A 23,466-nucleotide genomic window follows, 5' to 3' on the forward strand; every position below is an offset into this window, starting at 1 on the left:
CTGGTCGCGGGCAAGGTGGCCGGAGCGATGGGCGGCTTCGCGGCGAAGGTCGGCGGGCGCATGATCGCCGGGTTCGCCGGTGGAGCGGTCAGCGACACGGCGTCTCAGCTGGCGACGACCGGCCGGGTGAACTGGACCGGCGTCGCGGTCTCCGGTGGCATCGGGGCGGTGACCGGCTCGGTCGGCGGCCGGGCGGGGAGCGCCTGCCACAGCTTCCAGCCGGGCACCCTGGTGGTGATGGCCGACGGGTCGACGAAGGCGATCAAGGACGTCAAGGTCGGGGACAAGGTGCTCGCCACCGACCCGGCGACGGGCGAGAACACCGCTCGTGTGGTGACGTTGCTGCACAAGAACACCGACTCCGACCTGGCCGACGTGACCGTACGCGACACGAAGACCGGCAAGGCGTCCACAGTGCACACAACGCAGCACCACCCGTTCTGGAGCGTCGCCGCGAAGGACTGGGTCGACGCGTCCGCCCTGAAACCGGGCGACCGCCTCCGGGACGTCGCCGGGCGTACCACCCAGATCGTCGTCGCCGTCAAGACCTGGACCGGCCTCGCCGACATGCGCGACCTCACGGTCGCCGAAGTCCACACCTACTACGTCCTCGCCGGCGCCGCACCGGTCCTCGTCCACAACAACAACGGCTCTTGCCCCGTCCACGGCGCGGGCGCCCTGCCCGGCCGGAACCCCGCCGACTGCACCTGCCGGCCCAACCGGGGACCGGACGAGGACGGCTGGGACGGGCTCGACCACGGTGCGCCGGAGCGCCAGGACATCCGCATCACGCTGGCCGACGAGCGGCAGCACCAGAGCGAGGTACGCTCCTCGGTCGCCCGCGGCTCCGACGCGATCGTGAAGGACATCAAGGCCGGGCACGATCCCATCCTCGGCGGCGTGGTCGTCGTGGTGGCCGTCTTCGAACGCGGGAAGCGGTGGTGGAACAACCGTCGCAATGGAGGGTCATGAGTCTTACGCTCGATGCCATGACGTGGCTCCTCATCGCCGGCGCGGCCGTGGCCGTCGCGCTGGCGGGCTGGGCGGCGTACGCCGTCCGCCGCCGGGCGGCCCAGGCGACCGATGCCCAGGCCGCGCTCAAAGGACTGGCCAAGGAACGGAGCAAACGCGGTAAGGGGACGATCCGCGGCCAGGGCCAAGGCGGCGTCGATCAGTCGGCGCAGCACGGCGGCTACGGCAGCGACTACGGCGGCGGAACCGGAATCTGACGCGGCTTGGCGCTGGATCACGGTTCTGTGTCGAAGCACGCCGGGGAGCCTCTTGGGCGAGCCGCCAGGAGTACGGCCAAGATTCGACACAGATCCCTGATCCAGCGCCTAAAAGCTGGGTATGAGGCCCAGTATGCCGGAGATCGGATACACCTTGATGGGCGAGCAGAGCCCGCCCCGCCAGCTCGTCGACGACGCGGTGGCCGCCGAGCGGGCCGGTTTCGACTACGCCGTCTGCTCCGACCACTACTACCCTTGGCTGTCCGAGCAGGGCCATTCGCCGTACGCCTGGGCGGTTCTGGGCGCGGTAGCGTACGCCACCGACCGGATGGGCCTGATGTCCTACGTGACCTGCCCGATCCGCCGCTACCACCCCGCAGTGGTGGCGCAGAAGGCGGCGACCGTCTCGCTCCTGTCGGAGGGCCGGTTCATCCTCGGGCTCGGTGCGGGGGAGAACCTCAACGAGCATGTCGTCGGAGCGTGGCCGCACGTCATCGAACGGCACGCCATGTTCGAGGAGGCGCTGGAGATCATCCACGCGCTGCTGTCGGGCGGCGTACTGCACTATTCGGGAACGTACTTCGAGGTTCCCGAAGCACAACTGTGGGACGTGCCGGATCAGGGGGTGCCGATCGGAGTGGCGGTCTCCGGGCCCGACTCGATCGAACTGGCCGCCCAGTACGCCGATCTACTCATCGCCACCGAGCCGAAGCCGGAGCTGCTGACCGCCTTCGACAGCGCGGCCGGCCCCGGCAAGCCGAAGTACGGCCAGGTGCCGATCTGCTGGGGGCCGGACTCCGACGCCTGCCAGAAGATCGCGTACGAACAATTCCGCTGGTCCGGGCTCGGCTGGCCGGTCAATGCCGAACTGCCCGGCCCGCGTTCGTTCGCGTCGGCCACGAAGTCGGCCACCGTCGAGCAGGTCGCACAAGAGGTCACCTGCGGTCCCGACGTCGGTAAGCACGCCGAAGCGGTCCGCAAGTACTTCGACGCCGGCTACACGCACGTCGCCGTCGTCCAGGTCGGCGGCGAAAGCCAGGGCGCCTTCCTGGAGATGGCGGAGCGCGAGCTGCTGCCCGCGCTCCGCTGACATCACCGGTAGCCGGGTTCGTCCGGGCCCTCGGCCGGGTCGCTCGGGTGTGGCGTCCGGCCGCCCTCGGCCCAGTCGTTGTCGGCGGTCCGCTCGGCCTCGGGGAGATCCTCCTCGAGGGTCTCCGGATTCGGGTTGTAGCCCCGCAACTGCTCGACGTCAGGATCGTCGATCCCCTCGTCTTGCGGCTCCCGTAGCAGGGCGTCGTCCTCGGCGGCGATGGAGCCGTCGCCGCTGCGCGGTTGATATTCGCGCTCATATCCGGTCATGCGCGATCAATTACCCCCGAGAACCCGGTGGCATGCGGTCCGCGCCAGCTCCAGCGCCCGGTCCAGGCCCTCGACGCGCCGGCCGCCCGCGTTCGCCACCGGTCCGGTGCCGCCCGCGCCGCCACCGACTTCCCGGCCCGCGTCGCGGAGCAGATCGACCGCCTCACCGTTGCTCACCGCCGCGACCAGCTGCGCGCGGCCGCCGTCGCTCAGGCCCAGCACGACCACGCCCGGCTCGGGCAACCGCCGCAGCACGTCGGCCGCCAGGCCGCGCAGCTCGTCGCCCGTCACGCCCGTCACCTTCCGCACCACGACCCGCCCCAGACCGCAGGGCTCACCCCACGTCGCCAGTTCGCCGCCGAGCAGGTCCAGCTCGCGGCGGCGATACGCCGAAAGCCGTTTCTCCGCGTCGGAGAGCGCCCCGAGCCTGACCGTCAACTGCTGCACCACGGTGTCGGTCGGCGAACCGAGCAGCCGGGTCACCTCGCCGAGCACCCGGCGTTCGCGGTCCGCGTGGCGTAGCGCGTCCATCCCGACGAGCGCCGAGACGCGGCGCAGCCCCGCGCCGACGGATTCCTCACCGAGCAGCCGGACGGGGCCCGCCTGGCTGCCGTAGCCGACGTGCGTACCGCCGCACAGCTCGCGCGAGAAGTCTCCGATGTCGACGATGCGTACGGTGTCGCCGTATTTCTCGCCGAACAACGCGGTCGCTCCCGCCCGCTCCGCCTCCGCCCGGGTCGCGTGCCAGACGCGTACCTCGGGATTGCTGAGCAGCCGTTCGTTGACCTGCTCCTCGATCTCCGCCAGCCGATCCGCGCCGACCGCGTCGAAATGGGTGAAGTCGAACCGGAGCCGGCCCGGTTCCACGAGCGAGCCGTGCTGCTGCGCATGCTCGCCCAGGTGCTCACGCAGGGTCGCGTGCAGCACATGGGTCGCGCTGTGCGCCCGCGCGGTCGCCGCTCGGCGTACGCCGTCGACTTCCGCGAAGACCTCGTCGTCGAGGCTGACGACGCCGGAGACTACTTGTCCGGAGTGGACATACAGACCGTCCCCGATGGACTTCGTCGAGTCGACCCGGATCACCCCGCCGTCCCGCGTACGCACAACGCCGGAGTCGCCGACCTGGCCGCCCGCCTCCGCGTAGAACGGGCTGCGGTCGAGGATGACCTCCACGCGGCCGCCCTCCGTCGCCACGGTTCCGTCACCGCCGACCAGCCCGACGACGCGTACTTCGCCGGACAGGCGGTCGTAGCCGAAGAACTCGGTCGGACCGATCTTGCCCAGCAGTTCCCGGTAGGCCTCGGTCCCCGAGGAGCCGGACGCCTGCGCCTCCCGCGCCCGCCGTCGCTGCGCCTGCATGAGCAGCCCGAACTCGTCGCGGTCCAGCGACAGCCCCGCATCCTCCGCGATCTCCGCGGTCAGGTCCACCGGGAACCCGTACGTGTCATGCAGTTCGAACGCGGTCGACCCGGGCAGCACCCCGCCCGGCTTCGCCGACAGGATCGCCACGTCGAGCAGCCGGCTGCCCTGCCGGACGGTGCGGTCGAACGCCTCCTCCTCCCGGCTCACGACCTGCTCGATCACCGGACGCCGGGTGATCAGCTCGGGCCACTGCCCACCGAGGTTCTCGAGCACCGTGCCGACCAGGTCGCCCAGGAACGGACCGTCGATACCCAGGAGACGCCCGTGGCGTACAACTCGTCGAAGAAGCCGGCGCACCACGTAGCCGCGGCCTTCGTTGCCGGGCAGCACCCCGTCGGCGATCAGGAACGCGCCCGCACGCAGATGGTCGCTGACGATGCGATAGGACGTCTGAGATCGCGTCGGCGCGATCGAGTAGTCCTCGCTGGTGATCTCCTGAAGCCGCCGCAGCGTGGGCGACAGCAGATCGGTCTCGCAGATGTGCGCACGCTCCTGCAGGACGAGCGCGAGCCGGTCGACGCCGAGCCCTGTATCGATGTTGCGCGCGGGCAGTTCGCCGCGGATGTCGGTGTCGCTGTCGCCGCGCAGCTGGTGGATGAAGACCAGGTTCCACAGCTCGAGGAACCGCTCCTTGTTGACCGCGGGCCCGCCACCGGGACCGAACTGCTCGCCGCGGTCGTAGAAGATCTCCGAACTCGGCCCGCCAGGTCCGGGCAGGCCCATCGACCAGTAGTTGTCCTCGACGCCGAGCGGCTGGATGCGCTCGTCCGGGAAACCGAGGCGACGCCACAGCTCGACGGTCTCGTCGTCGCCGTCGAGCACGGTCACCCACAGCCGCTCCCGATCGAGCCCATAGCCCTCGGTGAGCAGCTCGTACGCCCACGGGACGACTTCATCCTTGAAGTAGTCCCCGAACGAGAAGTTGCCGAGCATCTCGAAACTGGTCGCATGCCGGGTGGTCTTGCCGACGTTCTCGATGTCGACCGTACGCACACACTTCTGCAACGTCATGAGACGCGGATGCGGCGGCTGTCTGCGCCCCAGGAAGTACGGCGCGAACGGAACCATGCCCGCGTTGACGAGCAGCAGCTTGGAGTCCTCGGGGATCAGCGACGCCGAGGGGAGCTCCGGGTGATCCCGCTGCGCGAAGTAGTCGAGGAAAGTACGGCGGATGTCGGTGGAAAGCATGATCTGGCCCCTTGTCGGGTGAGGCCGCGGTCACGCTCACAGAACCCGTCGCCGGGTCCTCGCCGATGCCGCAGGTAAGCAGCCGTCTGCGAGGTGGATGCGGTGGAGGAAAGAAAAACGAGCAGGCAGGTCTCGCCGAGCCGGGCCGGAAGATCAGGCGAGGACGAGGTCCCCGGACTCCCGCTCGGCGCAGCTAGCTCGCTGCTCCACCGCGTACATGCGGTCAGTCTAACTCAGGCGGCGAGGCGGTGGTGGCGCGGCGGAGCGGTGACGGTGTGGCCAAGGGCGAAGAAGTCGTCCGGGTCGTAGAAGCGCTTCACGTCGCGCAGCCGCCGCAGGTTCTCGGGGTCGAAGGCGGTCGGCGTACGCCCGGTGTCGGCGAGGAAGTTGAGGAAGGTGGCCCCCGTCCCGTACGCGGAGAGCCGGGAAGCCGTGTCGGGCTGCGGCGTGTCGAGGATCACAGAGAACGGCGCAGCGCGGTGGCCGGCCGGACCGGCGCCCGGGCCGGGTTGGGCCATCGCGCCGCCCCAGTGCCGGATCTCGACGGTGGACCCGGTCGCGGCGTGGTCAGCGAGCAGCTCCGTGATAGCACCGGTCGGCAGCGCCGGGAAGAAGTCGAGGTGACGGGCGGCGGTGCCACCCATCGCCGCCTGGGCATAGGGCAGTACGCCCAGCTCGTCGTGCAGGACGGGGCCGGCCGCCGCGAGCATCGGCGCCAGGAGAGCCCGGGTCTGCCCGGTGTCGCCGGAGTGCAGCACCTTGAGCATGATCACGCTGCGATCGCGGAGGTTCGCCGGGACGTCATCCGTGGCCGGCATCCGGCGTACGACCAACGCGGTGCTCATGTCGTCGGGCAGCGTCGCCGTCCATGTCTCGTACGCGGCGACGGCTTCCCCCGAAAGGGGTACATAGAGGAATCCGGCGGTGACCTGATCGACTGGGTAGAGCTGGAACTCCAGCGACGTCACGATTCCGAAGCCGCCGCCACCGCCACGGAGGGCCCAGAACAGGTCGGGGTACTGATCCGGTCCGGTCGTCAGCAACCTGCCGTCGGCCGTCAGCACCTGTGCGCGTACCACACTGTCGGCGGCGAAGCCGTGCTTGCGCGCGAGCCAGCCGACGCCGCCGCCCAGCGTGTAGCCGGTGACCCCGACGGTGGGTGAGCTGCCGGAAAGCGGTGCGAGACCGAACGGCGCGGCGGCCGCGAGCACCTGGCCCCAGCGAGCGCCCGGACCGACCCGGGCGATCCGCCGCGCCGGGTCTACCAGCACAGACGTCATGTTCGTGGTCCTGAGCAGGACCGCGTCGTCGGCGGCGACGTGGGTGCCGTGGCCGGTGGCTTGCACCGCGAGTGGTACGCCGGCCCGCCGCGCAGCCAGCAACGTGGCCCGGATGTCGGCCGCGGTGGCCGCCTCCACCACGACGGCCGGGCGCGGGTCCAGATCGGCCCGTAGCGGCTTGCGGAGTTCCTCGTACGCCTCGGTGCCGGGTAGGTGCACTGCGCCGCTCAAGCCGGGGAGCCTCTCGGGCGAGCCGCCAGAAGTGCGGTCAGCCCGGCTGAGGCCGTCGAGAGTGGACTGTCGGGCGATCGTGGCGATCCGGTTCATTTCGTGCTCCTATGGCATTTCGTTTGTCGTCTGGCGTATCGGGGTCGAAGTCAATGGCGGATACTCGACACCACCGCTCCGGCTTTTCTGCTTGGTTAGACCGATCCGACGATGCAGACTCATCGGGCGGGTGCGAAGATCTTTCGACTGAGTCATAGTGGGTAGTGACGCGGTGACATTGGTCGATCGCGTTCTGCCATCGAGGGGAGGCCGGGTTTCGTGAAGAAGTACCTGACCTGGATCGCGATCGCTTTCGTGATCTTCTTCGTCGCGTACCGTCCGTCGGCCGCCGCAAACCTGGTGAAGAGCATCGGCCAGGTCCTGCTGGACATGGCCAACGGCGTCGGCGACTTCTTCAACGGATTGGTGAGCTGACGTTCACACCGCAGTGAGCTGACGTTCTCGGGTGGAGTCATCGGCGGTTGACCGGTACTCTCGGTCACGGCCGCCGTCCGGCGACACCTTGCGGTGTCGGCGGTGGCCGCCGCCGTCGAAGGGGCGCGATGCGTCCTGCCCAGGAGGAACGGCCCCCAGGGAGTCGGCTGGCGGAGGACGGAAGGACCATCCCCCAGATGTTGCTGACGACCCCGGCTCGACGACGATCATGGATGCTGGCGCTACTCGCCGTGATGTGCTCGGCGGTCTTCGCCGTCGGCTCGACGGCGGCGTACGCCGAACCGAACGACTCCGAGGGCGCGCCCGCGAAACTGCGTCAGGCGCTCGACGAGGCCAGCCGCGGCTACCTCGACGCGAAGACCGCGCTCGACCGGTCGACGCAACGGCAGACGCAGTTGACCGCCGAACTCACGAAGCTCGAAGCCGACCACACCGTGAAGGTCGCCCAGGTACGCGAAATGGCGTCCGCGGCGTACCGGGCGGGGCGGCTCGGCACCGTGTCGGCGCTGCTCGGCGCGGAATCGCCGGACGACTTCGTCGAGCGGATCTTCACGCTGAACACCGTCACGGCCAGCGATGACGGCACTCTGCGCGACATGGTTCGGTCCCGCGATCGGGTGACGGCGGCGAAGGAGTCGCTGGCCGAGGAGATCGACCAGCAGAAGAAGCAGGTCGCCATCATGGCGGCGCGCAAGAAGCAGGCCGAGGACGCGTTGACCGCCGCAGGTTACGGATCTTCCACCAGCGGCCCGACCGGCCTGGTCAAGACGGCGAAACCGGCGCCGCGCAACGCCGACGGCTCCTGGCCGAAGGAGTCGTGTTCGGTCGACGATCCCACCACCAGCGGGTGCATCACTCCGCGTACGCTGCATGCCTTGCAGCAGGCGAAAGCGGCCGGGTTCACCCACTATGTCTCCTGCTACCGGGTCGACGACCACGGTGAGCATCCCAAGGGCCGGGCCTGCGACTTCGCCGCCGCCAAGAGCGGATTCGGTGGGGTGGCCTCGGGGGCCGACAAGACATATGGGAACAATCTCGCCGCGTTCTTCGTCAAGAATGCGGACCGCCTCGGCGTTCTCTACGTGATCTGGTTCCGCAAGATCTGGCTGCCCAGCTCGGGGTGGCGGACTTACAGCGGCAGCGGCAGTCCGGCCGCTGAGCATACTAATCACGTGCATTTGTCCGAGTACTGACGCTGCGCGGTTTGCCCGGTTGCCATGATCAGCGGAAGATTCGCGGTGCCATAGCCCCACATTTTCTCCGCTGATCATGGAAATCCGACAAATCCCAAACGCACGCAGCCCCACTCCACCCTCTTCGGTGCGCTCTTCCACCCCCGCACCGTGCAAAGCCGCAGCCAATGGGAGCGAGAGCGTCAGCGAAACGTTGCAGCAACCCCGTCAAGATGCTCAAGGAAGCGAACCACCGCGGGTGGCTGCGTACGCCCGGCAAGGGTCGCAGCGTAAATCCGCCGAACAGATTCGTCCTTTTTGTCCAAGCGAAGCAGCGTGATGTCAGCCGGGATGCCCCGTGCCGCCAAGGCCGGCACGAGCGCGACGCCGAGACCGGCGGCGACGCAGCCGAACTTGCCGGTCCACTCGGCCGCGACGAGGTCGATCCGGGGTTCGAAGCCGCTCGGCAGGCTCGCCCGGAGCAACGTCTCCTCAGCGGTTGCGGAGCCCGCGACGAAGGCGTCCTCGGCCAGTTCGGCGAGGCGTACGGTGCGGCGGCGCGCGAGCCGATGATCGCGGGGGACCGCCACGAGCAGCCGCTCGTCGAGCAGATGATGCAGGTCGAAGCGGTCGGCGTCGAACTGGTCGACCGGCGACGTGCTGACGACGGCCACGTCCGCGGCACCGTCCGCGAGCCGATCCAGCAGGGCCGGGGTCCGTCCTTCCACAAGCGACAGATGCACGTCCGGGTACGCCGCCCGAAAGCTCGCCAAGGCCCGGGGCACGAGGGCGGCGACTGCGGTGGGGAAGGCGCCCACGCGGAGCCGTCCGCTGCCGAGCCCGCGGAGATCGTCCAGGCTGCGACGGGCGGCGTCGAGGCGGTCGAGCACGGCGTCTGCGTACGGGAGTAGTTCTCGGCCCTCCGCTGTGAGGTCCACTCCCCGGGGAAGCCGGTCGAAGACGCGTACGCCGAGCTCGGTCTCCAGCGCAGCGATCTGCCGGGACACCGCGGACTGGGTGTACTGCAGAGATCGGGCCGCCGCCGTGATCGAGCCGAGGCGGGCCACGGTCCGGAATACCTCGAGCAACTGAGTCTCCACCGATCCATGCTAGCTGCGCATGGGTGCTATTCCAGAGATTCGTTGGTGGCATGGCTTGGTCCGACCTAGCGTCATGGTCATGAGCGAGATCGCAGTGCTGGGCACCGGCCGGATGGGTACGCCGATGGCGCGCCGACTGATCGAGGCGGGTCACCGCGTCCGGGTGTGGAACCGAAGCCCTGAACGGGCCAAACCGCTGGAAGCGGCCGGGGCGGAGATCGCCGCGACGCCGGCCGAGGCGGTCGACGGGGCCGAATTCGTCGTCACGATGCTGACCGACGCGACGGCCGTGCGGGCGGCGCTGGACGCGGCGGCCCCGAGTCTGCGGCCGGGCGTGATCGTCGTGCAGACCTCTACAGTCGGCCCCGACGAGATACGCGAGATCGCGGGCCGCCTCCCGGCGGGCGTCGAGCTCCTCGACGCTCCGGTCGGCGGCAGTGTGAACGCGGTCGAGGCCGGCACGCTCGTCATCTTCGCGGGCGGCCCGGAGGCGACGATCGCCGCAGCCGAGCCGGTCCTGCGACCGCTCGGCACCGTACGCCCGACCGGCCCGGTCGGGACGGGATCTGCGGTCAAGCTCGTCAACAACACCGCGATGGTGACCGCGCTGGCTGCGCTGCACGACAGCCTCACCGTGGCCGATTCGGTCGGCGTCGACCGCGATGTGGCGCTCGACGTGCTGGCCGGCGGTCCGCTGGGCAATGCGGTGCAACGACTTCGCACGCGCGGCGGGAACTTCGCCGTCTCGTTGGCGGCGAAGGACCTCCGGCTGGCTCGCCGGGACGCCCCCGGTACGCCGATCGCAGCGGCGGCACTGGAACTACTGGGCGAAATGCCCGACCAAGACGCCGACGTCACCACCATCGTCTGAGCCGAAGACCCCAGAAGACGGCCGGAGGACTCGACGGATCACGGATACGCAGGCCTCAGCGGCCCCGGATGGCGTGCGTAACCGTGATCTGCAGGAAAAAGCAGCGAGAAAGAGGAGTATAGTGGAACTCACGTTGGACAACCCGGCCACGGTCGCCGCCCCGTTCGGCGACCGCTTCGCCCACGTCGCCCGGATCGACGTCGGCGGCGGAGCGCTGCTGGTCCTCGCCGGTCAGGTGGCCGTCGACGACGACGGCGCGGTGGTCGCCCCGGGCGACGCCGGAGCCCAATCCGAGCGCATCTTCGAGATCGTCGAGGGCATCCTCGCCGCCCACGGTGCGGGCTTCGCCGACGTCCTGCACATCCGGACCTTCATGACGAACTTGGACGACCTCCCGGCGTACGGGGCGGTGCGCAGCAAGCTCTTCCCGGTCCAGCCCGGTCAGACGCCGCCCGCAAGCACCACGGTCGAGGTCAGCCGCCTCTTCCTGCCCGGTGCCGTGCTGGAGGTCGAGATCACCGCAGTAGTCAGGAGTTGAACGACACGGCGCAGGCGACTCGCTGACTACTGTCCGGCCCCATTGCAGTGCTGCGGCTGCCGTCGATCTCTATCGTGCACCGCTGCGGGCTGCCGGCCGAGTCGGCCGTCGAACGGACCCAGACGAGGAAGTCGTCCTTGGCGACGGTCACGGTCTTCTGCCACGGCAGCTGCGACGTCGTGGTCTGCTTCGCCGAGCCGTCGAAGTACTCGATGGTCACAGTGCCCTGGCCGCCGAGCGACAGGATCGCCTTGTGCTCGTCGTACTTGTAGCCGTAGACGCCGACGGCGCTGTCCTTCATCTCCCGGTCGTCCGCGCCCGCTTGGTAGCTGGAGTACAGCCACCACCCGCCACCTCCGGTCACGCCGCAGCACAGGACGAGTACCACCGCGACGATCGTGACGATCAGCCCGGTGCGGCGCTTGCGCGGTGCGACCGGGGGCACTGGCGCCGGTCCCGGAAAAGGCAGCGCGCCCGGATAAGGCTGTGCCCCAGGGAAAGGCGGTGGCGGATAGCCAGGCTGACCGGGCGGCGTCCATCCGGTCGGCGGCCCCGGGGGATCCGGCTGCGGCGGCGGCATCGTCATGGCCGCGGATCGTAGAGGACTTCCCGGGAACGGGTTGCCCCGCTGTCACTCCGCGGGATCCGACCGCTGCTGTGTGCGTACGACATCAGGAGCCGAGCAGATCGACGAGCCCGTCGGCGAGGCCGCCGCGCCAGCACGCGTAGTCGTGACCACCCTCGTACTCGCGGTAGGTGACCGGGTAGCCGCGGTCGAGCAGGACGCCGTGGAAGATGCGGTTGCGCAGCAAGAGCGTGCGTTCGAGGCTGCCCGCCTCCTGGAAAACCCGCACCGGTACGCGGACAGCCCCGGCGAAGTCGTCGAGCAGGCTGGGTGAGTCGATCTCCTCCGGGGTCTCCGCAGCTCGCCAGAAAGACCCGGACTGGGTCAGGACGCGGCCGAACCGATCCGGATGGTCGAACGCGATGCGGGCGGCCGCCAGCCCGCCCAAGCTCTGCCCGGCGAGCACGGTCCGAGCCGGGTCCGAGGTGACCGACCATCCGCTGTGGACGAACGGCAGCAGCTCGTCCAGCAGGAACGGCACCAGGACGCCGGGCCGGGTGAGCGCCTGATTGCGGGGCAGGCCGTGGATCGAGTCGATGCCGACGAAGAGCGTCGGCGGGATGGCTTGTTCGGCGATGAGGTTGTCGAACAAGGTGGTGACGCCGATGCCGTCCCAGACTTTGCCGTCGAACAACAACGCCAGGGCGTACTCGTCGGCCGTCGAAGCCGGCTGATAGACCCAGAACGTCGAGTCGCCGAGCGTATGCCGGGTGACCTTGCCCGATGCCGAGCCGCGTGGCTCCAGCCACGGCTGCTCCGGTGCGTCCGGCAGGCTGAGGACGGACGCCGAGCCGTAGTTGGGCCAGGTCGAGGGCCCGATGCCGGTGCCGAGGCCGGGATCGGGCCGGCCGCCGGTCACGATGGCCGCCCAGCGCTCGTCGTCGGGATGCGCGCCGCGCAGGGGCGCGTCGCGGACCGGGCAGAGCTGGTAGGACGAGCGGAGCCCGGCCGGTAGCCGCAGGCTGAGCCGCCACACGCCGTCCTCGCCCCGGTCCATCAGGTACGCCGCCAGATCCCCGTCGTCGTACGCGTAGTCGGTCGCGCCGATGAGGCGGACCAGCACGTCCTGGGCGGGATGCCCGGGATCGTCCTCGGTCCAGTGGAAGTCGACCCGGCAGAAGTCGCCGTCGCGGGTGATCAGCACGTCAGCCCCCCATCGATACAGCGGTATAGTCCGATGAGCGTAACGGGTGCGGGCGACATTACTCCGGACGGGACCGGCATGATGGTTCCATGATCGTGCGCCGCGAACTGCCCGATGACCAGGCCGCCGTACGCGCGGTGATCGCGCAGGCGTTCACCCGGGACGGTGAAGACCCGATCGAGGCGAGACTCCTCGACGAGCTCCGGGCCGATGTCGGCTGGCTACCGCGGTTCTCCCTCGTCGCCGTCTCCGCCGGGGACTCCCGAGGTGAGGTCGTCGGGCACGTCGTCTGCACCCGAGGCTACGTGGGCGACGCTCCGGCGCTGGGGCTCGGGCCGATCGGCGTACGCCCGGACCGGCAGGGCCAGGGAATCGGCCAGGCGCTCATGAACGCCGTGCTCGGAGCGGCCGACGCGCTCGACGAACCCCTCGTCGCGCTGCTCGGCTCGCCCGCCTTCTACGGCCGGTTCGGCTTCCGGCCGTCGACCGAGTTCGAGATCACCCCGCCCGAGCCTGACTGGGCCGACTACTTCCAGGTCCGGCCGCTCACGGCGTACGTTCCGACGTCCGGTGTGTTCCGGTATGCCACCCCGTTCGAAGGACTGTGAGAATGACCGACGGCGTGACCGACCACGACGTGCTCGTGCTGGGCGGTGCAGGCGTCGACACCATCGTCTACGTGCCCGAACTGCCCCTCCCGTACGCCGACAGCTATATGGTTCCGGCCATCCAGTCCCGCGCCGGGCAGACGGGTGACCTCGTTTCGCTCGGGCTCGCCGCGCTCGGTCTGCGTACGCATCATCTCGATGTGCTGGGCGACGACCGCGAGGGTGATCTGGTGCGTGAGCTGCACGAACGCCACGGCGTCGGGCTCACGACCGTGCCGAGTCCGGCCGGCACCAAGCGTGCGGTGAACCTGGTCGATCCCGAGGGTCGCCGCCTGTCGCTCTACGACGTCAGCCGCGGCGACGCCGACGACCGCTTCCCCGAAGATCTGATCGCGAAGCTGGCCGGAGCGAGCCGCCACGTGCACGTCTCGATCACGCATCCGGGCGCGCTCGCCCTGCCGACGATCGTCGACAGTGGAGTGACGATCTCCACCGATCTGCACAACTGGGACGGCGAGAACCCCTATCACCTGGGCTTCGCCGAGCACGCGGACATCATCTTCCTCTCGGCCACGGCGCTCGCCGATCCCGAGGCCGCACAACGCGATCTGCTCGCGCGAGGCCGGGCCCGCGCGGTGATCGCGACCGCCGGGTCCGCGGGCGCGTTCCTGCTCACGCGTGATTCTTCACGGGTACGCCATCAGCCCGCCCTGGTTCCGCCGGCTCCGGTGGTGGACTCGAACGGAGCCGGCGACGCCTTCGTCACGGGGTTCTTGTTCGGGCTGCTGAACGGATCGGATTGGGACACCTGCCTGCGGTACGGCGCGGTGGCGGGCGCGTTCGCCTGCACCGTCCCGAGTGCGCGCATGGAGTTCGTCACCGCCGCCACCCTCCTGGCATCCTGACGCCTCCGCGCCGCCACCCGTTGGCCTTGCCCGCGCTGCCATGATCGTCGGCTTCCGGCGTTCTTGGCGAAGATCAACGGAGAAAATGTGGGGTCATGGCACCGCGAATCTTCCGCTGATCATGGAACTCGGACAATTCGGCAACGGCGAACCTCGGCCTCCACCCTCGTCGGTGCGATTACGGACAGCGCCCACCCGAAAGCCGCAGCCTTCCGCAGACCACGAGCACACGATCTTGGCGCACGCCCCGAACCCTTGCCGACAGGCTCCAACCGTGGCTTCGCGCCGGGGAGCGGTTGCGCGAGCCGCCAGGAGTGTAGTCAGGGTGTCGTGGCTGGAAACTCCATGATCAACGCGGTGCGCCTAGGGTCACGGGCGCACCAGTGTCACTGCCGCGACAGAGGGGTCGCCGATCGGCCAGCTTGACCTGTCGCGAGTGGATAGTAAAGCTTTTTAACAATCTGCTCTCCGGGCAAGTCCGTCTGAAAGGCGATCCCCGATGGCCCGACGTCTCCTCGCGGCCGCGGCCGCGCTGGCCGTGCTCGCCCTCCCGAGCCCGGCCGCGGCCGCGCCCACCCCGCTGCCTACGCACGTCTTCGCGCCCTACTTCGAAACGTGGGAACCCGACACGATCACCGGCATCGCTCAGCAGTCCGGTGCCCGCTACTTCACCCTGGCCTTCCTGCAGACGCTGTCCAAGACATCGTGCACACTCGCCTGGAACGGTGAGAGGGCGCGTACGGTCGCCTCCAACGCCTATGTGGACGACATCGCGGCGCTGCGCGCGATGGGCGGCGACGTCGTGCCCTCGTTCGGCGGCTGGAGTGCCGACCAGGGCGGCACCGAGATCGGCGACTCGTGCCAGGATCCGGCCGCCATCGCGGCGGCGTACGAGGACGTCGTCACCCGGCTCGGCGTGACGCGCCTCGACATGGACATCGAAGGCCGGTCGCTGACCAAGCCCGACGGCATCGACCGCCGGAACAAGGCGATCAAGCTGCTCCAGGACTGGGCGGCGGCCACCGGACGCCGGGTCGACATCGTCTACACCGTGCCGACTTCGGCCGACGGATTGGAGGCGTCCGGGCTCGCGATCCTGCAGAACGCCATCGCCAACGGCGTACGCGTCGACATCGTGAACCTGATGGTCTTCGACTACTACGACAAGGTCACCACCGACATGGGCGCGGCCGCGCTGACCGCCGCCCAGGGGCTCTACGACCAGCTGCACACGCTGTACCCGGCCAAGACCTCGGTTCAGCTGTGGGCGATGGTCGGCCTGACCTTGCTGCCGGGCATCGACGACTACCCGAAGAAGACGGAGATCACCTACCTGCCGGACGCCCAGCGGATGCTCGACTTCGCGCGGGCCGACGGGATCAGCGAGCTGTCCATGTGGGCGATCCAGCGGGACAACGGCGCCTGTCCCGGCGTGACCGACTCCAACACCTGCTCGGGCATCGTCCAGAACACCTGGGATTTCACCCACCTGCTCAGCCCGTTCACCGGTTGATCTACTGACTGCACTTCTGGCGGCTCGCCCGAGGGCTCTCCGGCGGTGGCTCGGGGGGACGGGCTATTCTGTGGCGCACGTCACTTCCCGTGGAGGTCCGATGTTCCGCAGCCCGTTCCCCGACGTCGTCGTCCCGGACGCCACCATCCCGCAGCACGTGCTCGGCGGGGCGGCCGCTCGCGGGGATGCTCCGGCTCTCATCGACGGTCGGACCGGACAAACCATCTCGTACGCTCAATTGGCGTACCAAGTGGAGAGGCTGGCGGCCGGACTGGCCGAAGCGGGCCTGCGACCTGGGGACGTGCTGGCGATCTTCAGCCCGAACACCTTGCTGTACCCGGTCGTGTTCCACGCGGCGCTGGCCGCCGGCGCGACCGTGACCACCGTGAACGCCCTCGCCACCCCGGCGGACCTGGCGTCGCAGGTGAACGACTCGAAGGCGCGCTTCCTCGTGACCGTGTCGCCGTTCCTGGACCGGGTGTCGGCGGCCCAGACGGACGTGACGGTGTTCGTCTGCGACGAGGCCGAGGGCTATCGGTCGATTCGCGACCTGCTCGCCTCCGAGGCCCCGGCGCCGGTGGTGGACATCGATCCCGCCACGGCGGTCGCCGCCCTGCCGTACTCCAGTGGCACGACCGGCGTGGCCAAGGGCGTCATGCTCACCCACCGAAACATCGTGGCCAACGTCGAGCAGGCGCAGGTGCCGATCAGCTACTCGGCCACCGACCGGGTGATCGCGATCCTGCCGTTTTTCCACATCTACGGCCTCACCGTGCTGATGAACATGGTGCTGGCCCGCGGTGGCGCGCTGGTGATCCTGCCGCGCTTCGACCTCACCGAGTTCCTCAGCGCGCTGGCCGAGCACAAGGTGACCCGGGCGATGGTCGCGCCGCCGGTCGTCCTCGCGCTGGCCAAGCACCCGAGCGTCGCCGACTACGACCTGTCCGCCCTGGAGGTCGTGTTCTCCGGCGCGGCCCCGCTCGACGGCGACCTCGCCGCCGCCTGCGCCGCCCGGCTCGGCTGCGCCGTCCAGCAGGGCTACGGCATGACCGAGCTCTCTCCGGTGACCCACGCGCAGCCCTACGGATCCGAGCGGAACAAGGCCGGCTCGATCGGGCCACTGCTGCCGAACACGGAGGCGCGCGTGGTCGACGTCGCGACCGGTGCGGACCTCGGCGAGGGGGAGAGCGGTGAGCTGCTGATCCGAGGTCCGCAGGTGATGCTGGGCTACCTCGGCCGCCCCGACGAGACCGCTGCGACCGTCGACGCTGACGGCTGGCTGCATACCGGTGACCTCGGCATGGTCGACGCCGACGGCGACTGGTTCATTCTCGACCGGGTCAAGGAGCTGATCAAGTACAAGGGGTACCAGGTTCCGCCCGCCGAACTGGAGGCGGTGCTGCTCAACCACCCCTCGATCGCGGACGCGGCGGTCATCGCCGGGCACGACGCCGACGGGGAGGAGATCCCCCACGCCTTCGTCGTCGCCTCCGTTCCCGACCTGACCTCGTCGGAAGTGATGGCCTACGTGGCTGAGCGGGTCGCACCCTACAAGAAGGTCCGGGCCGTCACCTTCGTGGACGCCATCCCGAAGAGCGCGTCGGGCAAGATCCTGCGCAAAGACCTCCGCGCCACGTTTTCTGCGCGATCATGAACTATCGGGCGTGATCGGCCGGCGTGTCATGTCTGGAGCGCCCTGATCGACTCCGCGGCGGCATGATCGACATCGCCGATCACGGGGGTGCGGTTCGGCGTACGCCGAGGCAGCATGGATGCGTGATCGACGCGCAGTTGGACGCCCTCGCCCGTCTCGCCGGGCAGGGCGGAGTCGCCGTGCTCAGCGGGGCCGGCCTGTCCACTGAATCGGGCATACCGGACTATCGTGGGCCGAGTGGGGTGGCCCGGCGGCATACGCCGATGACGTATCAGACGTTCGTCGGCGATCCGCTGGCCCGTCGCCGCTACTGGGCACGCAGCCACCTCGGGTGGCGACGGATCGCCCGGGCGGAGCCGAACGCCGGGCATCGGGCGGTCGCGGCGCTGGAGGCTGTCGGCGTACTCGATGGAATCATCACCCAGAATGTGGACGGTCTCCACCAGGCGGGCGGCGCGTCGGCCGTGGTGGAGCTGCACGGCAACCTGGACCGGATCGTGTGCCTGGCCTGCGGCGAGGGCACGTCGCGCGACCGGCACGACGATCGGCTGCGCGGCGCGAACCCCGGGTTCGACGCCGAGATCCTCGCCGTGAACCCGGACGGCGATGTCGAGCTGGACGACTCGGCCCTCGACGGCTTCGAGACGGTGGACTGCACCACGTGTCTCGGCGGCGTGCTGAAGCCCGACGTCGTGTTCTTCGGCGAAGCCGTTCCCGTCGACCGCGTACGCGAAAGTTATGCGCTCGTCGAAGCCGCCCGCCTGCTGCTGGTGCTGGGATCGTCGCTGACGGTCATGTCCGGCCGCCGGTTCGTGCTGCGAGCCGCCAAGCTCGGGATCCCGGTGGCGATCGTCAACCAGGGCGAGACCCGCGGCGACGCGTACGCCGATCTCCGGGTGGACGCACCGCTCGGCACGGTCTTGCCCGCGCTCGCGCAGCGAGTCAGCGGCTTGACGGCGTCCAGTTCGTGACGACGGCCTCGGGCACGTCGACGACGATCGTGTGATAGGTCTCGATCCGGGAGACGATGGCCTCGCGGGGCCCCTCACGCCAGGCGGCCGACCCGTAGAAGGCCTCCTCCTGGGCGTCCCGATGCTCGATCGAGTCGAACACCCGCACCAGGTATGCCTCCTCGAAGCCGTCTTCGTCCACAAGTGACGGTCCAGAGTCGAGTACGCGAATGCCGGCCGCAGCGAGCAACGGCATCGAGTCTTCCCGCATCACGCGGACGAATTCGTCGCGCGTACCGGGCTTGAGGCGGTAGGTGCGGATCTCCAGCACGGGCATGGCGGAAGCCTACTCGCGGTGGGAGCTGCGCTCGGGGGCGTCCGTCGCGACGGGCTAACGATCATCGCTGGGATTGCCGGCTCGCGCCCCGGCGAGCCGGGCTTCCAGCTCGGCCAGGCTCGGCAGGAACCAGAGCTGACGGCCCCGGTTGGTCTCGAAGACGAAGTCTCGCAGCGCTGTGCTGCCCTCGACGTGCTCGGAGATGTCGCCCACGACCGCGAGCCGGATGTGGTAGTTCACGAACTTCTGCGCGATGGCGCCCGCAATCCCGGTCCGTAGCGAGAAGAACTCCGCGGGAAGCCGGTCCGCGGGAAGAACGACCAGTTCAGCGCCCGTGCCGAAGGCGTCGCCGATGAGGTCGGTCACATCGGCCTCCCCGGTGAAGGGCGGCCCCTCCGGCGAAACGATCATAGTTGGTACGCCGTACAGGTCGGTGATCACGAAACTGGATCCGAAGGCACTACGGCGGGCGCGATCGGGGAATATCGGTGAGGTGATGATGAACGGCACGGGTGGGCTGGAGAAGTTCCTCACTGAGTGGCTGGGCGGTTGGCCCGGTACGCCCGGTCTGACGGTCGTCGGCAGTTCGCTGCGTACGCAGCCGAGCTGGGACGGGTCCGTTCGCGAGGTGGTCGGCGTGCGTACGCCGGACGGCGGGGTGTTGTCAGTGCCGCCCGAGCTGGCCGACGCGGTGCGCTCCGGCGTACGCGATTGGGCCGAAGTGGACGGCCGCCTCCCGGCGGCGCTCGGGCGGCCCGCCGCTCGCGTCTTCGCGGGGGTGTTCCGCTGGTCCACCGAGCCGGCCGACCTGCCCGACGCCGGTGAATGGGTGCCGATCACCGACGCTCGGGTGCCTGCATGGCTGCATCCGTTCGGTGGCGACGCCTTGATCGCGTTCGCCGAGGACGGCACGTACGCCGCCGGCGTCGGGATCAAGCGGCACAACGCGGCCGGCATGGAGATCTCGGTCGGCACTGAGGAGGCGTACCGGGGTCGGGGGTTGGCCGCGCGTCTCGTCGCGCAGGCGGCGCGTTGGATTCTGGCTGCCGGGGCCGTTCCCATCTATCTGCACGACCCGGCGAACGTCGCCTCCGACCGGACGGCGCTCCGGGCCGGGTTCCCCGACGAAGGCTGGAAGATCATCGGCGTCTTCGGCTGACGCGGGGGGCGCTCGCGGGCGGAGTCGATCACCCGGCTGGGGAGTCGATCACCCGGAACCCGGATCGGCGACCTGCGGAAACGCGATCGATCACCCCGATTAGTTCATGATCGCGCGGAAAGGGGCGAGGTCCGCGCGGAAAGGGGCGAGGTCCGCGCGGAAAGGGGCGAGGTCCGCGCGGAAAGGGGCGAGGTCCGCGCGGAAAGGGGCGGAAACGGCGAGCTACCAGGTGGTGAGGTGGTCGTAGAGGCCTAGCGTCCGAAGAATCCGTTCGACCAGCGCGTTCGGGTTCGTCAGCCGATAGGCCACCCCGGCGGCGTCAGCGCGCTCCCGTCCGCGCAGCAACGCGCGTATGCCGAAAGAGTCGAGGAACTCCAGCGGACCGAGATCGACTTCGAGCCGACTGCAGCCGTTGTGCTCGATCGCGTCGTTCAGCCACGATTCGACTTCGCTGGAGTTCGACATGTCGATCTCCCCGGTGAGGGTGACGATACAGTTGTCGCCCACCACCCGCGCGGTGTGCGTCGCCAACCACGCACCTCCCGATCATTGGCCACCCGAATTCCTTGCTGACACTTGAGAGTGTGTCAGCCGTCGTTGCGGATCGCTACGACCGTGATGTCGTCGCGTACCGGTTCGGCCGAGAAATTGAGCGCCATCGTTGCCAATCCGTCGGCGATGACGTCGGCCGGATTGCCGGCGAGCTGCGCGGCGGCGTCCAGCATACGGTGCAGTCCGAAGAATTCCCGGCCATTGCGGCGTTCGGTCACGCCGTCGGTGAAGAAGACGAGCGCGTCGCCGGGATGAAGGGTCAGCCGTTCGGGGGGACAGTGGACGCGCGCCACCACACCCAGGGCGGTGCCCCATTTGCCCGCGGGCGCGACCGCACCGTTTGCGCGTACCAGAATGGGCTGGTCATGGCCGGCGAGATAGACCGTGACGGCCCGATCGCCGTGCGCGTCCCCGGCCGGGGCGATCTCGGCGAGTGCGAGCGTGCAGTGGCGGTCGGAGCGTGAGTGCATGGTGGTGTTGAGGCCCGCGAGCGCCTCGCCGACCGGCTTGCCGTCGGCGATGAGCGCGCGCAGCACCTCGCGGACGATGCCCGTGGCGCTGGCGGCCTGGATGCCCTTGCCCGCAACGTCGCAGACCACCGCGAGGCAGCCGCCGCCGGGCAGCGGGATGACGTCGTACATGTCGCCGCCGACCTCGGCATAATGCCCGGTGGGCAGGTAGCGGGCGCCGATGTCGACACCGGGCAGGTCGGGCAGGGCGTCGGGCAGCAGGGCCTCCTGCAGGACGCGCGCGATCTGGCTCCGCTCGTCGTGGACGTGCGCATTGTCGAGCGCGGTCGCGGCGCGGCGCGCGACTTCCTCCGCGATCGTCACGGTCTCGGCGTCCGGCGTGGTCGCGTGGCCCACGGCCAGCGCGCCGAGGAGCCGTCCGTGCGCCAGCAACGGCACCACCAGGCACGCGGGCGGGTCCGAGAGCGCCGCCGTAGTGCCGCTCTCGACCGCCTCGACCAGCTCGTCCGAGGTCAGCCGCCGGCCGAGCTCGTGGTGCGGCGACAGCATGTTCGAGGCCGCGGCCTCCTCGATGTGCGCGACCGAGGCGACCTGCGGGCGGCCGCCGCGGATCGTCAGCAGCGCGCACCAGTCACCGAGCCGCGGCACGATCAGCCGGGGGATCAACGCCTCGGTGAGCGCGGTGTCGATCGAGTGCGCCAGCAGGTCACCGACCTCGACGAGATAGGTCAGCCACTCGCGCCGCCGCAGGTCGGCCTCGCGCAGGCGATCGTGCTCCAGCACCATGCCCAGACGCTGCGCGGCCAGGCGGCACAGGGTTCGCGTCTCGGCCGGCTCGTCGGCGGCGATCAGGAAGTCGCCGGTCCAAGGTGGCGTCAATTCCAGGGGTACGCGTAAAGCAGCGGCCGGCTCGCCGGGCGGTCGCCCGGCCGCCGCTAGCGTGACCGGTCCTCGTCCATCCGCCCGATCGACCTCGACGATCACCCCGGGCGTGCTGAGCTGGGGTAACAGGATTCGCAGGAGCTGGTGGGCGAAGTGGCGGGCGCTCCGGCCGGACCCCTCCGGACGCTGGACCGTGAGGAGTTCTTCGACCGATCGCAGCGCGTCCGACCGCGTTTGCACACCTACCACGGTTGTAGTGTCGCCTGAATGGGCATCGTCGGCCAGCGTTGGGCTCGACTCGGCCCCGCCGAATGCAGAAGAATTGACGCTGAGGCATCGAATCCGGAGGGACGAAGCCATGACCGTGCAGGAAGAGGCGTCGATCGTCGCTGGTTTCGACGACGAGGCCGCCTGGGCGCAGTTCGCCGCCGCCCTTCGTGACGTGCAGCAGGGCAGTTTCGAGGTACGGCTGCCCCGGATGCCCGGCCGGGCGGGGGAGGCCGCTGACGCCTTCAACGACGTCGTCGGGCTGCTTACTCGGCAAAACAGGGAGCTTCTACGCATTTCGCGCGTTGTCGGACGCGAGGGACGAGTAACCGAGCGACTCGATGAAGAGACCTTCGAGGGCGACTGGGCCGAGGGCATCACGGCGATCAACAATCTGATCGACGACCTCGGCCGGCCGACCGCCGAGATCGCGCGCGTCATCGTGGCCGTCGCCGAGGGCGACCTTTCGCAGAACATGGCGCTGGACATCGACGGACGCCCGCTGCGAGGCGAGTTCGCGACCATCGGCCGCACGGTGAACAAGATGGTGAGCCAGCTGTCGAGCTTCGCGGCCGAGGTGACCCGGGTGGCCCGTGAAGTGGGCACCGAGGGCAAGCTGGGCGGCCAGGCGGACGTCCGGGGCGTCTCGGGGACCTGGCGCGACCTCACCGACAACGTGAACCTCATGGCGTCGAACCTGACGAATCAGGTGCGGTCGATCTCGTCGGTGACCACGGCGATCGCCCAGGGCGACTTGTCGCAGAAGATCACGATTGCCGCCGGTGGCGAAGTCGCCGACCTGGCCGACACGATCAACTCGCTGATCATCACGCTGCGGGTCTTCGCCGAGCAGGTGACCCGGGTGGCCCGTGAGGTGGGCACCGAAGGAAACCTCGGCGGTCAGGCGGAGGTGCCGAACGTCGCCGGTACCTGGAAGGACCTCACCGACGCCGTGAACAATATGGCGTCGAACCTGACAGCGCAGGTCCGTAACATCTCGCAGGTTTCCACGGCGGTGGCGCAGGGCGACCTGTCGCAGAAGATCACCGTGGTGGCCCAGGGCGAGATCCTGGAGCTGAAGAACACCGTGAACACGATGGTGGATCAGCTGTCGAGTTTCGCCGATGAGGTGACGCGGGTTGCCCGCGAAGTCGGTTCGGAGGGCAAGCTCGGCGGTCAGGCGCAGGTACGCGGTGTCTCCGGTACCTGGCGGGATCTGACGGAGAACGTCAACGAGCTGGCCGGGAACTTGACGGCTCAGGTGCGAAACATCGCGCAGGTGACCACGGCGGTGGCGCAGGGTGACCTGTCGCAGAAGATCACGGTCGACGCCCGGGGCGAGATCCTGGAGCTGAAGAACACCGTGAACACGATGGTGGATCAGCTGTCGAGTTTCGCCGACGAGGTGACGCGGGTTGCCCGTGAGGTGGGTTCGGAGGGCAAGCTCGGCGGGCAGGCGCAGGTACGCGGTGTCTCCGGTACCTGGCGCGACTTGACGGAGAATGTGAACCAGCTGGC

General features: G+C 69.3%; 24 protein-coding genes. 14 read left to right on the forward strand and 10 right to left on the reverse strand.

Going from position 1 to position 23,466, the window contains the following annotated elements; genetic code table 11:
• The 3 genes from HOV77_RS20055 to HOV77_RS20065 all read left to right on the forward strand — a co-directional run.
• Positions 1-972: polymorphic toxin-type HINT domain-containing protein (locus HOV77_RS20055; RefSeq protein WP_290863970.1), on the forward strand; the 972-nt coding region annotated here is incomplete at its 5' end.
• A gap of 17 nt (positions 973-989) precedes the next feature.
• Positions 990-1,229, forward strand: a complete 240-nt coding sequence (locus tag HOV77_RS20060) for a hypothetical protein (protein WP_290863971.1) — start codon at positions 990-992, stop codon at positions 1,227-1,229.
• 133 nt (positions 1,230-1,362) lie between these two features.
• Positions 1,363-2,319: a TIGR03557 family F420-dependent LLM class oxidoreductase gene (locus HOV77_RS20065; RefSeq protein ID WP_290863972.1), complete on the forward strand. Its 957-nt coding sequence runs from the start codon at positions 1,363-1,365 to the stop codon at positions 2,317-2,319.
• A gap of 2 nt (positions 2,320-2,321) precedes the next feature.
• On the opposite strand, the gene HOV77_RS20070 is transcribed toward HOV77_RS20065, so the two are convergent.
• From HOV77_RS20070 to HOV77_RS20080, 3 genes are all read right to left on the reverse strand, one after another.
• Positions 2,322-2,588, reverse strand: a complete 267-nt coding sequence (locus tag HOV77_RS20070) for a hypothetical protein (RefSeq protein WP_290863973.1) — start codon at positions 2,586-2,588, stop codon at positions 2,322-2,324.
• Between the two features lie 6 nt (positions 2,589-2,594).
• Positions 2,595-5,198, reverse strand: coding sequence for an alanine--tRNA ligase (alaS, locus tag HOV77_RS20075; RefSeq protein ID WP_290863974.1), 2,604 nt, complete (start codon positions 5,196-5,198; stop codon positions 2,595-2,597).
• Positions 5,199-5,431: 233 nt separating this feature from the next.
• A complete protein-coding gene (locus HOV77_RS20080) occupies positions 5,432-6,805 on the reverse strand; it encodes an FAD-dependent oxidoreductase (RefSeq protein WP_290863975.1) in 1,374 nt (457 codons plus the stop codon).
• Positions 6,806-7,024: 219 nt separating this feature from the next.
• On the opposite strand from HOV77_RS20080, the gene HOV77_RS20085 reads away from it, so the two are divergent.
• Positions 7,025-7,180, forward strand: a complete 156-nt coding sequence (locus HOV77_RS20085; RefSeq protein ID WP_290863976.1) for a hypothetical protein — start codon at positions 7,025-7,027, stop codon at positions 7,178-7,180.
• Between the two features lie 197 nt (positions 7,181-7,377).
• Entirely contained in the window at positions 7,378-8,394 is a 1,017-nt protein-coding gene (locus HOV77_RS20090) for a hypothetical protein (protein ID WP_290863977.1), read from the forward strand.
• Between the two features lie 182 nt (positions 8,395-8,576).
• On the opposite strand, the gene HOV77_RS20095 is transcribed toward HOV77_RS20090, so the two are convergent.
• Positions 8,577-9,473, reverse strand: a complete 897-nt coding sequence (locus HOV77_RS20095; protein WP_290863978.1) for a LysR family transcriptional regulator — start codon at positions 9,471-9,473, stop codon at positions 8,577-8,579.
• A gap of 79 nt (positions 9,474-9,552) precedes the next feature.
• Between HOV77_RS20095 and HOV77_RS20100 the strand changes: the two genes are divergently transcribed.
• Both HOV77_RS20100 and HOV77_RS20105 read left to right on the forward strand, forming a co-directional pair.
• The gene (locus HOV77_RS20100; protein ID WP_290863979.1) at positions 9,553-10,344 is read left to right on the forward strand and encodes an NAD(P)-dependent oxidoreductase; all 792 of its coding nucleotides are present in this window, start codon (positions 9,553-9,555) and stop codon (positions 10,342-10,344) included.
• A gap of 121 nt (positions 10,345-10,465) precedes the next feature.
• On the forward strand, positions 10,466-10,882 hold the full coding sequence (locus tag HOV77_RS20105; RefSeq protein WP_290863980.1) for a RidA family protein: 417 nt from the start codon (positions 10,466-10,468) through the stop codon (positions 10,880-10,882).
• Here HOV77_RS20105 and HOV77_RS20110 read toward each other — a convergent pair.
• Entirely contained in the window at positions 10,872-11,327 is a 456-nt protein-coding gene (locus HOV77_RS20110) for a hypothetical protein (protein ID WP_290863981.1), read from the reverse strand. The two genes, HOV77_RS20105 and HOV77_RS20110, sit on opposite strands and share 11 nt — an antisense overlap.
• A 226-nt stretch (positions 11,328-11,553) precedes the next feature.
• On the reverse strand, positions 11,554-12,651 hold the full coding sequence (locus HOV77_RS20115) for an alpha/beta hydrolase-fold protein (RefSeq protein WP_290863982.1): 1,098 nt from the start codon (positions 12,649-12,651) through the stop codon (positions 11,554-11,556).
• Between the two features lie 89 nt (positions 12,652-12,740).
• Here HOV77_RS20115 and HOV77_RS20120 point away from each other — a divergent pair, with 89 nt between their 5' ends.
• The 5 genes from HOV77_RS20120 (at position 12,741) to HOV77_RS20140 (ending at position 18,302) form a co-directional block, all read left to right on the forward strand.
• On the forward strand, positions 12,741-13,259 hold the full coding sequence (locus tag HOV77_RS20120; RefSeq protein WP_290863983.1) for an N-acetyltransferase: 519 nt from the start codon (positions 12,741-12,743) through the stop codon (positions 13,257-13,259).
• Between the two features lie 2 nt (positions 13,260-13,261).
• The gene (locus tag HOV77_RS20125; protein WP_290863984.1) at positions 13,262-14,164 is read left to right on the forward strand and encodes an adenosine kinase; all 903 of its coding nucleotides are present in this window, start codon (positions 13,262-13,264) and stop codon (positions 14,162-14,164) included.
• Positions 14,165-14,663: 499 nt separating this feature from the next.
• Positions 14,664-15,677: a chitinase gene (locus HOV77_RS20130; RefSeq protein ID WP_290863985.1), complete on the forward strand. Its 1,014-nt coding sequence runs from the start codon at positions 14,664-14,666 to the stop codon at positions 15,675-15,677.
• 100 nt (positions 15,678-15,777) lie between these two features.
• Entirely contained in the window at positions 15,778-17,331 is a 1,554-nt protein-coding gene (locus HOV77_RS20135) for a 4-coumarate--CoA ligase family protein (RefSeq protein WP_290863986.1), read from the forward strand.
• 62 nt (positions 17,332-17,393) lie between these two features.
• Positions 17,394-18,302 (forward strand): NAD-dependent protein deacetylase, encoded by a 909-nt coding sequence (locus HOV77_RS20140; protein ID WP_290863987.1) that lies wholly within the window; start codon positions 17,394-17,396, stop codon positions 18,300-18,302.
• Here the strand turns inward: HOV77_RS20140 and HOV77_RS20145 are convergent.
• Positions 18,274-18,618 carry an NIPSNAP family protein gene (locus HOV77_RS20145; RefSeq protein WP_290863988.1) on the reverse strand — a complete coding sequence of 115 codons (345 nt, stop codon included), beginning with the start codon at positions 18,616-18,618 and terminating at the stop codon, positions 18,274-18,276. The genes HOV77_RS20140 and HOV77_RS20145 overlap by 29 nt on opposite strands.
• A gap of 54 nt (positions 18,619-18,672) precedes the next feature.
• The gene (locus HOV77_RS20150; protein WP_290863989.1) at positions 18,673-19,059 is read right to left on the reverse strand and encodes a DUF4180 domain-containing protein; all 387 of its coding nucleotides are present in this window, start codon (positions 19,057-19,059) and stop codon (positions 18,673-18,675) included.
• Between the two features lie 55 nt (positions 19,060-19,114).
• Here HOV77_RS20150 and HOV77_RS20155 point away from each other — a divergent pair, with 55 nt between their 5' ends.
• Positions 19,115-19,777 (forward strand): GNAT family N-acetyltransferase, encoded by a 663-nt coding sequence (locus HOV77_RS20155; protein WP_290863990.1) that lies wholly within the window; start codon positions 19,115-19,117, stop codon positions 19,775-19,777.
• Positions 19,778-19,999: 222 nt separating this feature from the next.
• Here HOV77_RS20155 and HOV77_RS20160 read toward each other — a convergent pair whose 3' ends face one another.
• Positions 20,000-20,308, reverse strand: coding sequence for an STAS domain-containing protein (locus HOV77_RS20160; RefSeq protein ID WP_290863991.1), 309 nt, complete (start codon positions 20,306-20,308; stop codon positions 20,000-20,002).
• 56 nt (positions 20,309-20,364) lie between these two features.
• Entirely contained in the window at positions 20,365-21,930 is a 1,566-nt protein-coding gene (locus tag HOV77_RS20165) for a SpoIIE family protein phosphatase (RefSeq protein WP_290863992.1), read from the reverse strand.
• A gap of 109 nt (positions 21,931-22,039) precedes the next feature.
• Between HOV77_RS20165 and HOV77_RS20170 the strand changes: the two genes are divergently transcribed.
• A partial coding sequence (locus HOV77_RS20170; RefSeq protein WP_290863993.1) for a HAMP domain-containing protein occupies positions 22,040-23,466 on the forward strand: 1,427 nt, incomplete at its 3' end.

The organism is Hamadaea sp., from assembly GCF_013362815.1.
Lineage (GTDB): Bacteria > Actinomycetota > Actinomycetes > Mycobacteriales > Micromonosporaceae > Hamadaea.

Excerpts from the sequence above, each read along its gene's own strand:
- HOV77_RS20130 (WP_290863985.1), top strand. The coding sequence starts at position 14,664 with ATGGCCCGACGTCTCCTCGCGGCCGCGGCCGCGCTGGCCGTGCTCGCC.
- HOV77_RS20100 (WP_290863979.1), top strand. The coding sequence starts at position 9,553 with ATGAGCGAGATCGCAGTGCTGGGCACCGGCCGGATGGGTACGCCGATG.
- HOV77_RS20125 (WP_290863984.1), top strand. The coding sequence starts at position 13,262 with ATGACCGACGGCGTGACCGACCACGACGTGCTCGTGCTGGGCGGTGCA.
- HOV77_RS20120 (WP_290863983.1), top strand. The coding sequence starts at position 12,741 with ATGATCGTGCGCCGCGAACTGCCCGATGACCAGGCCGCCGTACGCGCG.
- HOV77_RS20080 (WP_290863975.1), bottom strand. The coding sequence starts at position 6,805 with ATGAACCGGATCGCCACGATCGCCCGACAGTCCACTCTCGACGGCCTC.
- alaS (WP_290863974.1), bottom strand. The coding sequence starts at position 5,198 with ATGCTTTCCACCGACATCCGCCGTACTTTCCTCGACTACTTCGCGCAG.
- HOV77_RS20145 (WP_290863988.1), bottom strand. The coding sequence starts at position 18,618 with ATGCCCGTGCTGGAGATCCGCACCTACCGCCTCAAGCCCGGTACGCGC.
- HOV77_RS20070 (WP_290863973.1), bottom strand. The coding sequence starts at position 2,588 with ATGACCGGATATGAGCGCGAATATCAACCGCGCAGCGGCGACGGCTCC.
- HOV77_RS20155 (WP_290863990.1), top strand. The coding sequence starts at position 19,115 with ATGATGAACGGCACGGGTGGGCTGGAGAAGTTCCTCACTGAGTGGCTG.
- HOV77_RS20135 (WP_290863986.1), top strand. The coding sequence starts at position 15,778 with ATGTTCCGCAGCCCGTTCCCCGACGTCGTCGTCCCGGACGCCACCATC.
- HOV77_RS20065 (WP_290863972.1), top strand. The coding sequence starts at position 1,363 with ATGCCGGAGATCGGATACACCTTGATGGGCGAGCAGAGCCCGCCCCGC.
- HOV77_RS20060 (WP_290863971.1), top strand. The coding sequence starts at position 990 with ATGACGTGGCTCCTCATCGCCGGCGCGGCCGTGGCCGTCGCGCTGGCG.
- HOV77_RS20090 (WP_290863977.1), top strand. The coding sequence starts at position 7,378 with ATGTTGCTGACGACCCCGGCTCGACGACGATCATGGATGCTGGCGCTA.
- HOV77_RS20140 (WP_290863987.1), top strand. The coding sequence starts at position 17,394 with ATGATCGACATCGCCGATCACGGGGGTGCGGTTCGGCGTACGCCGAGG.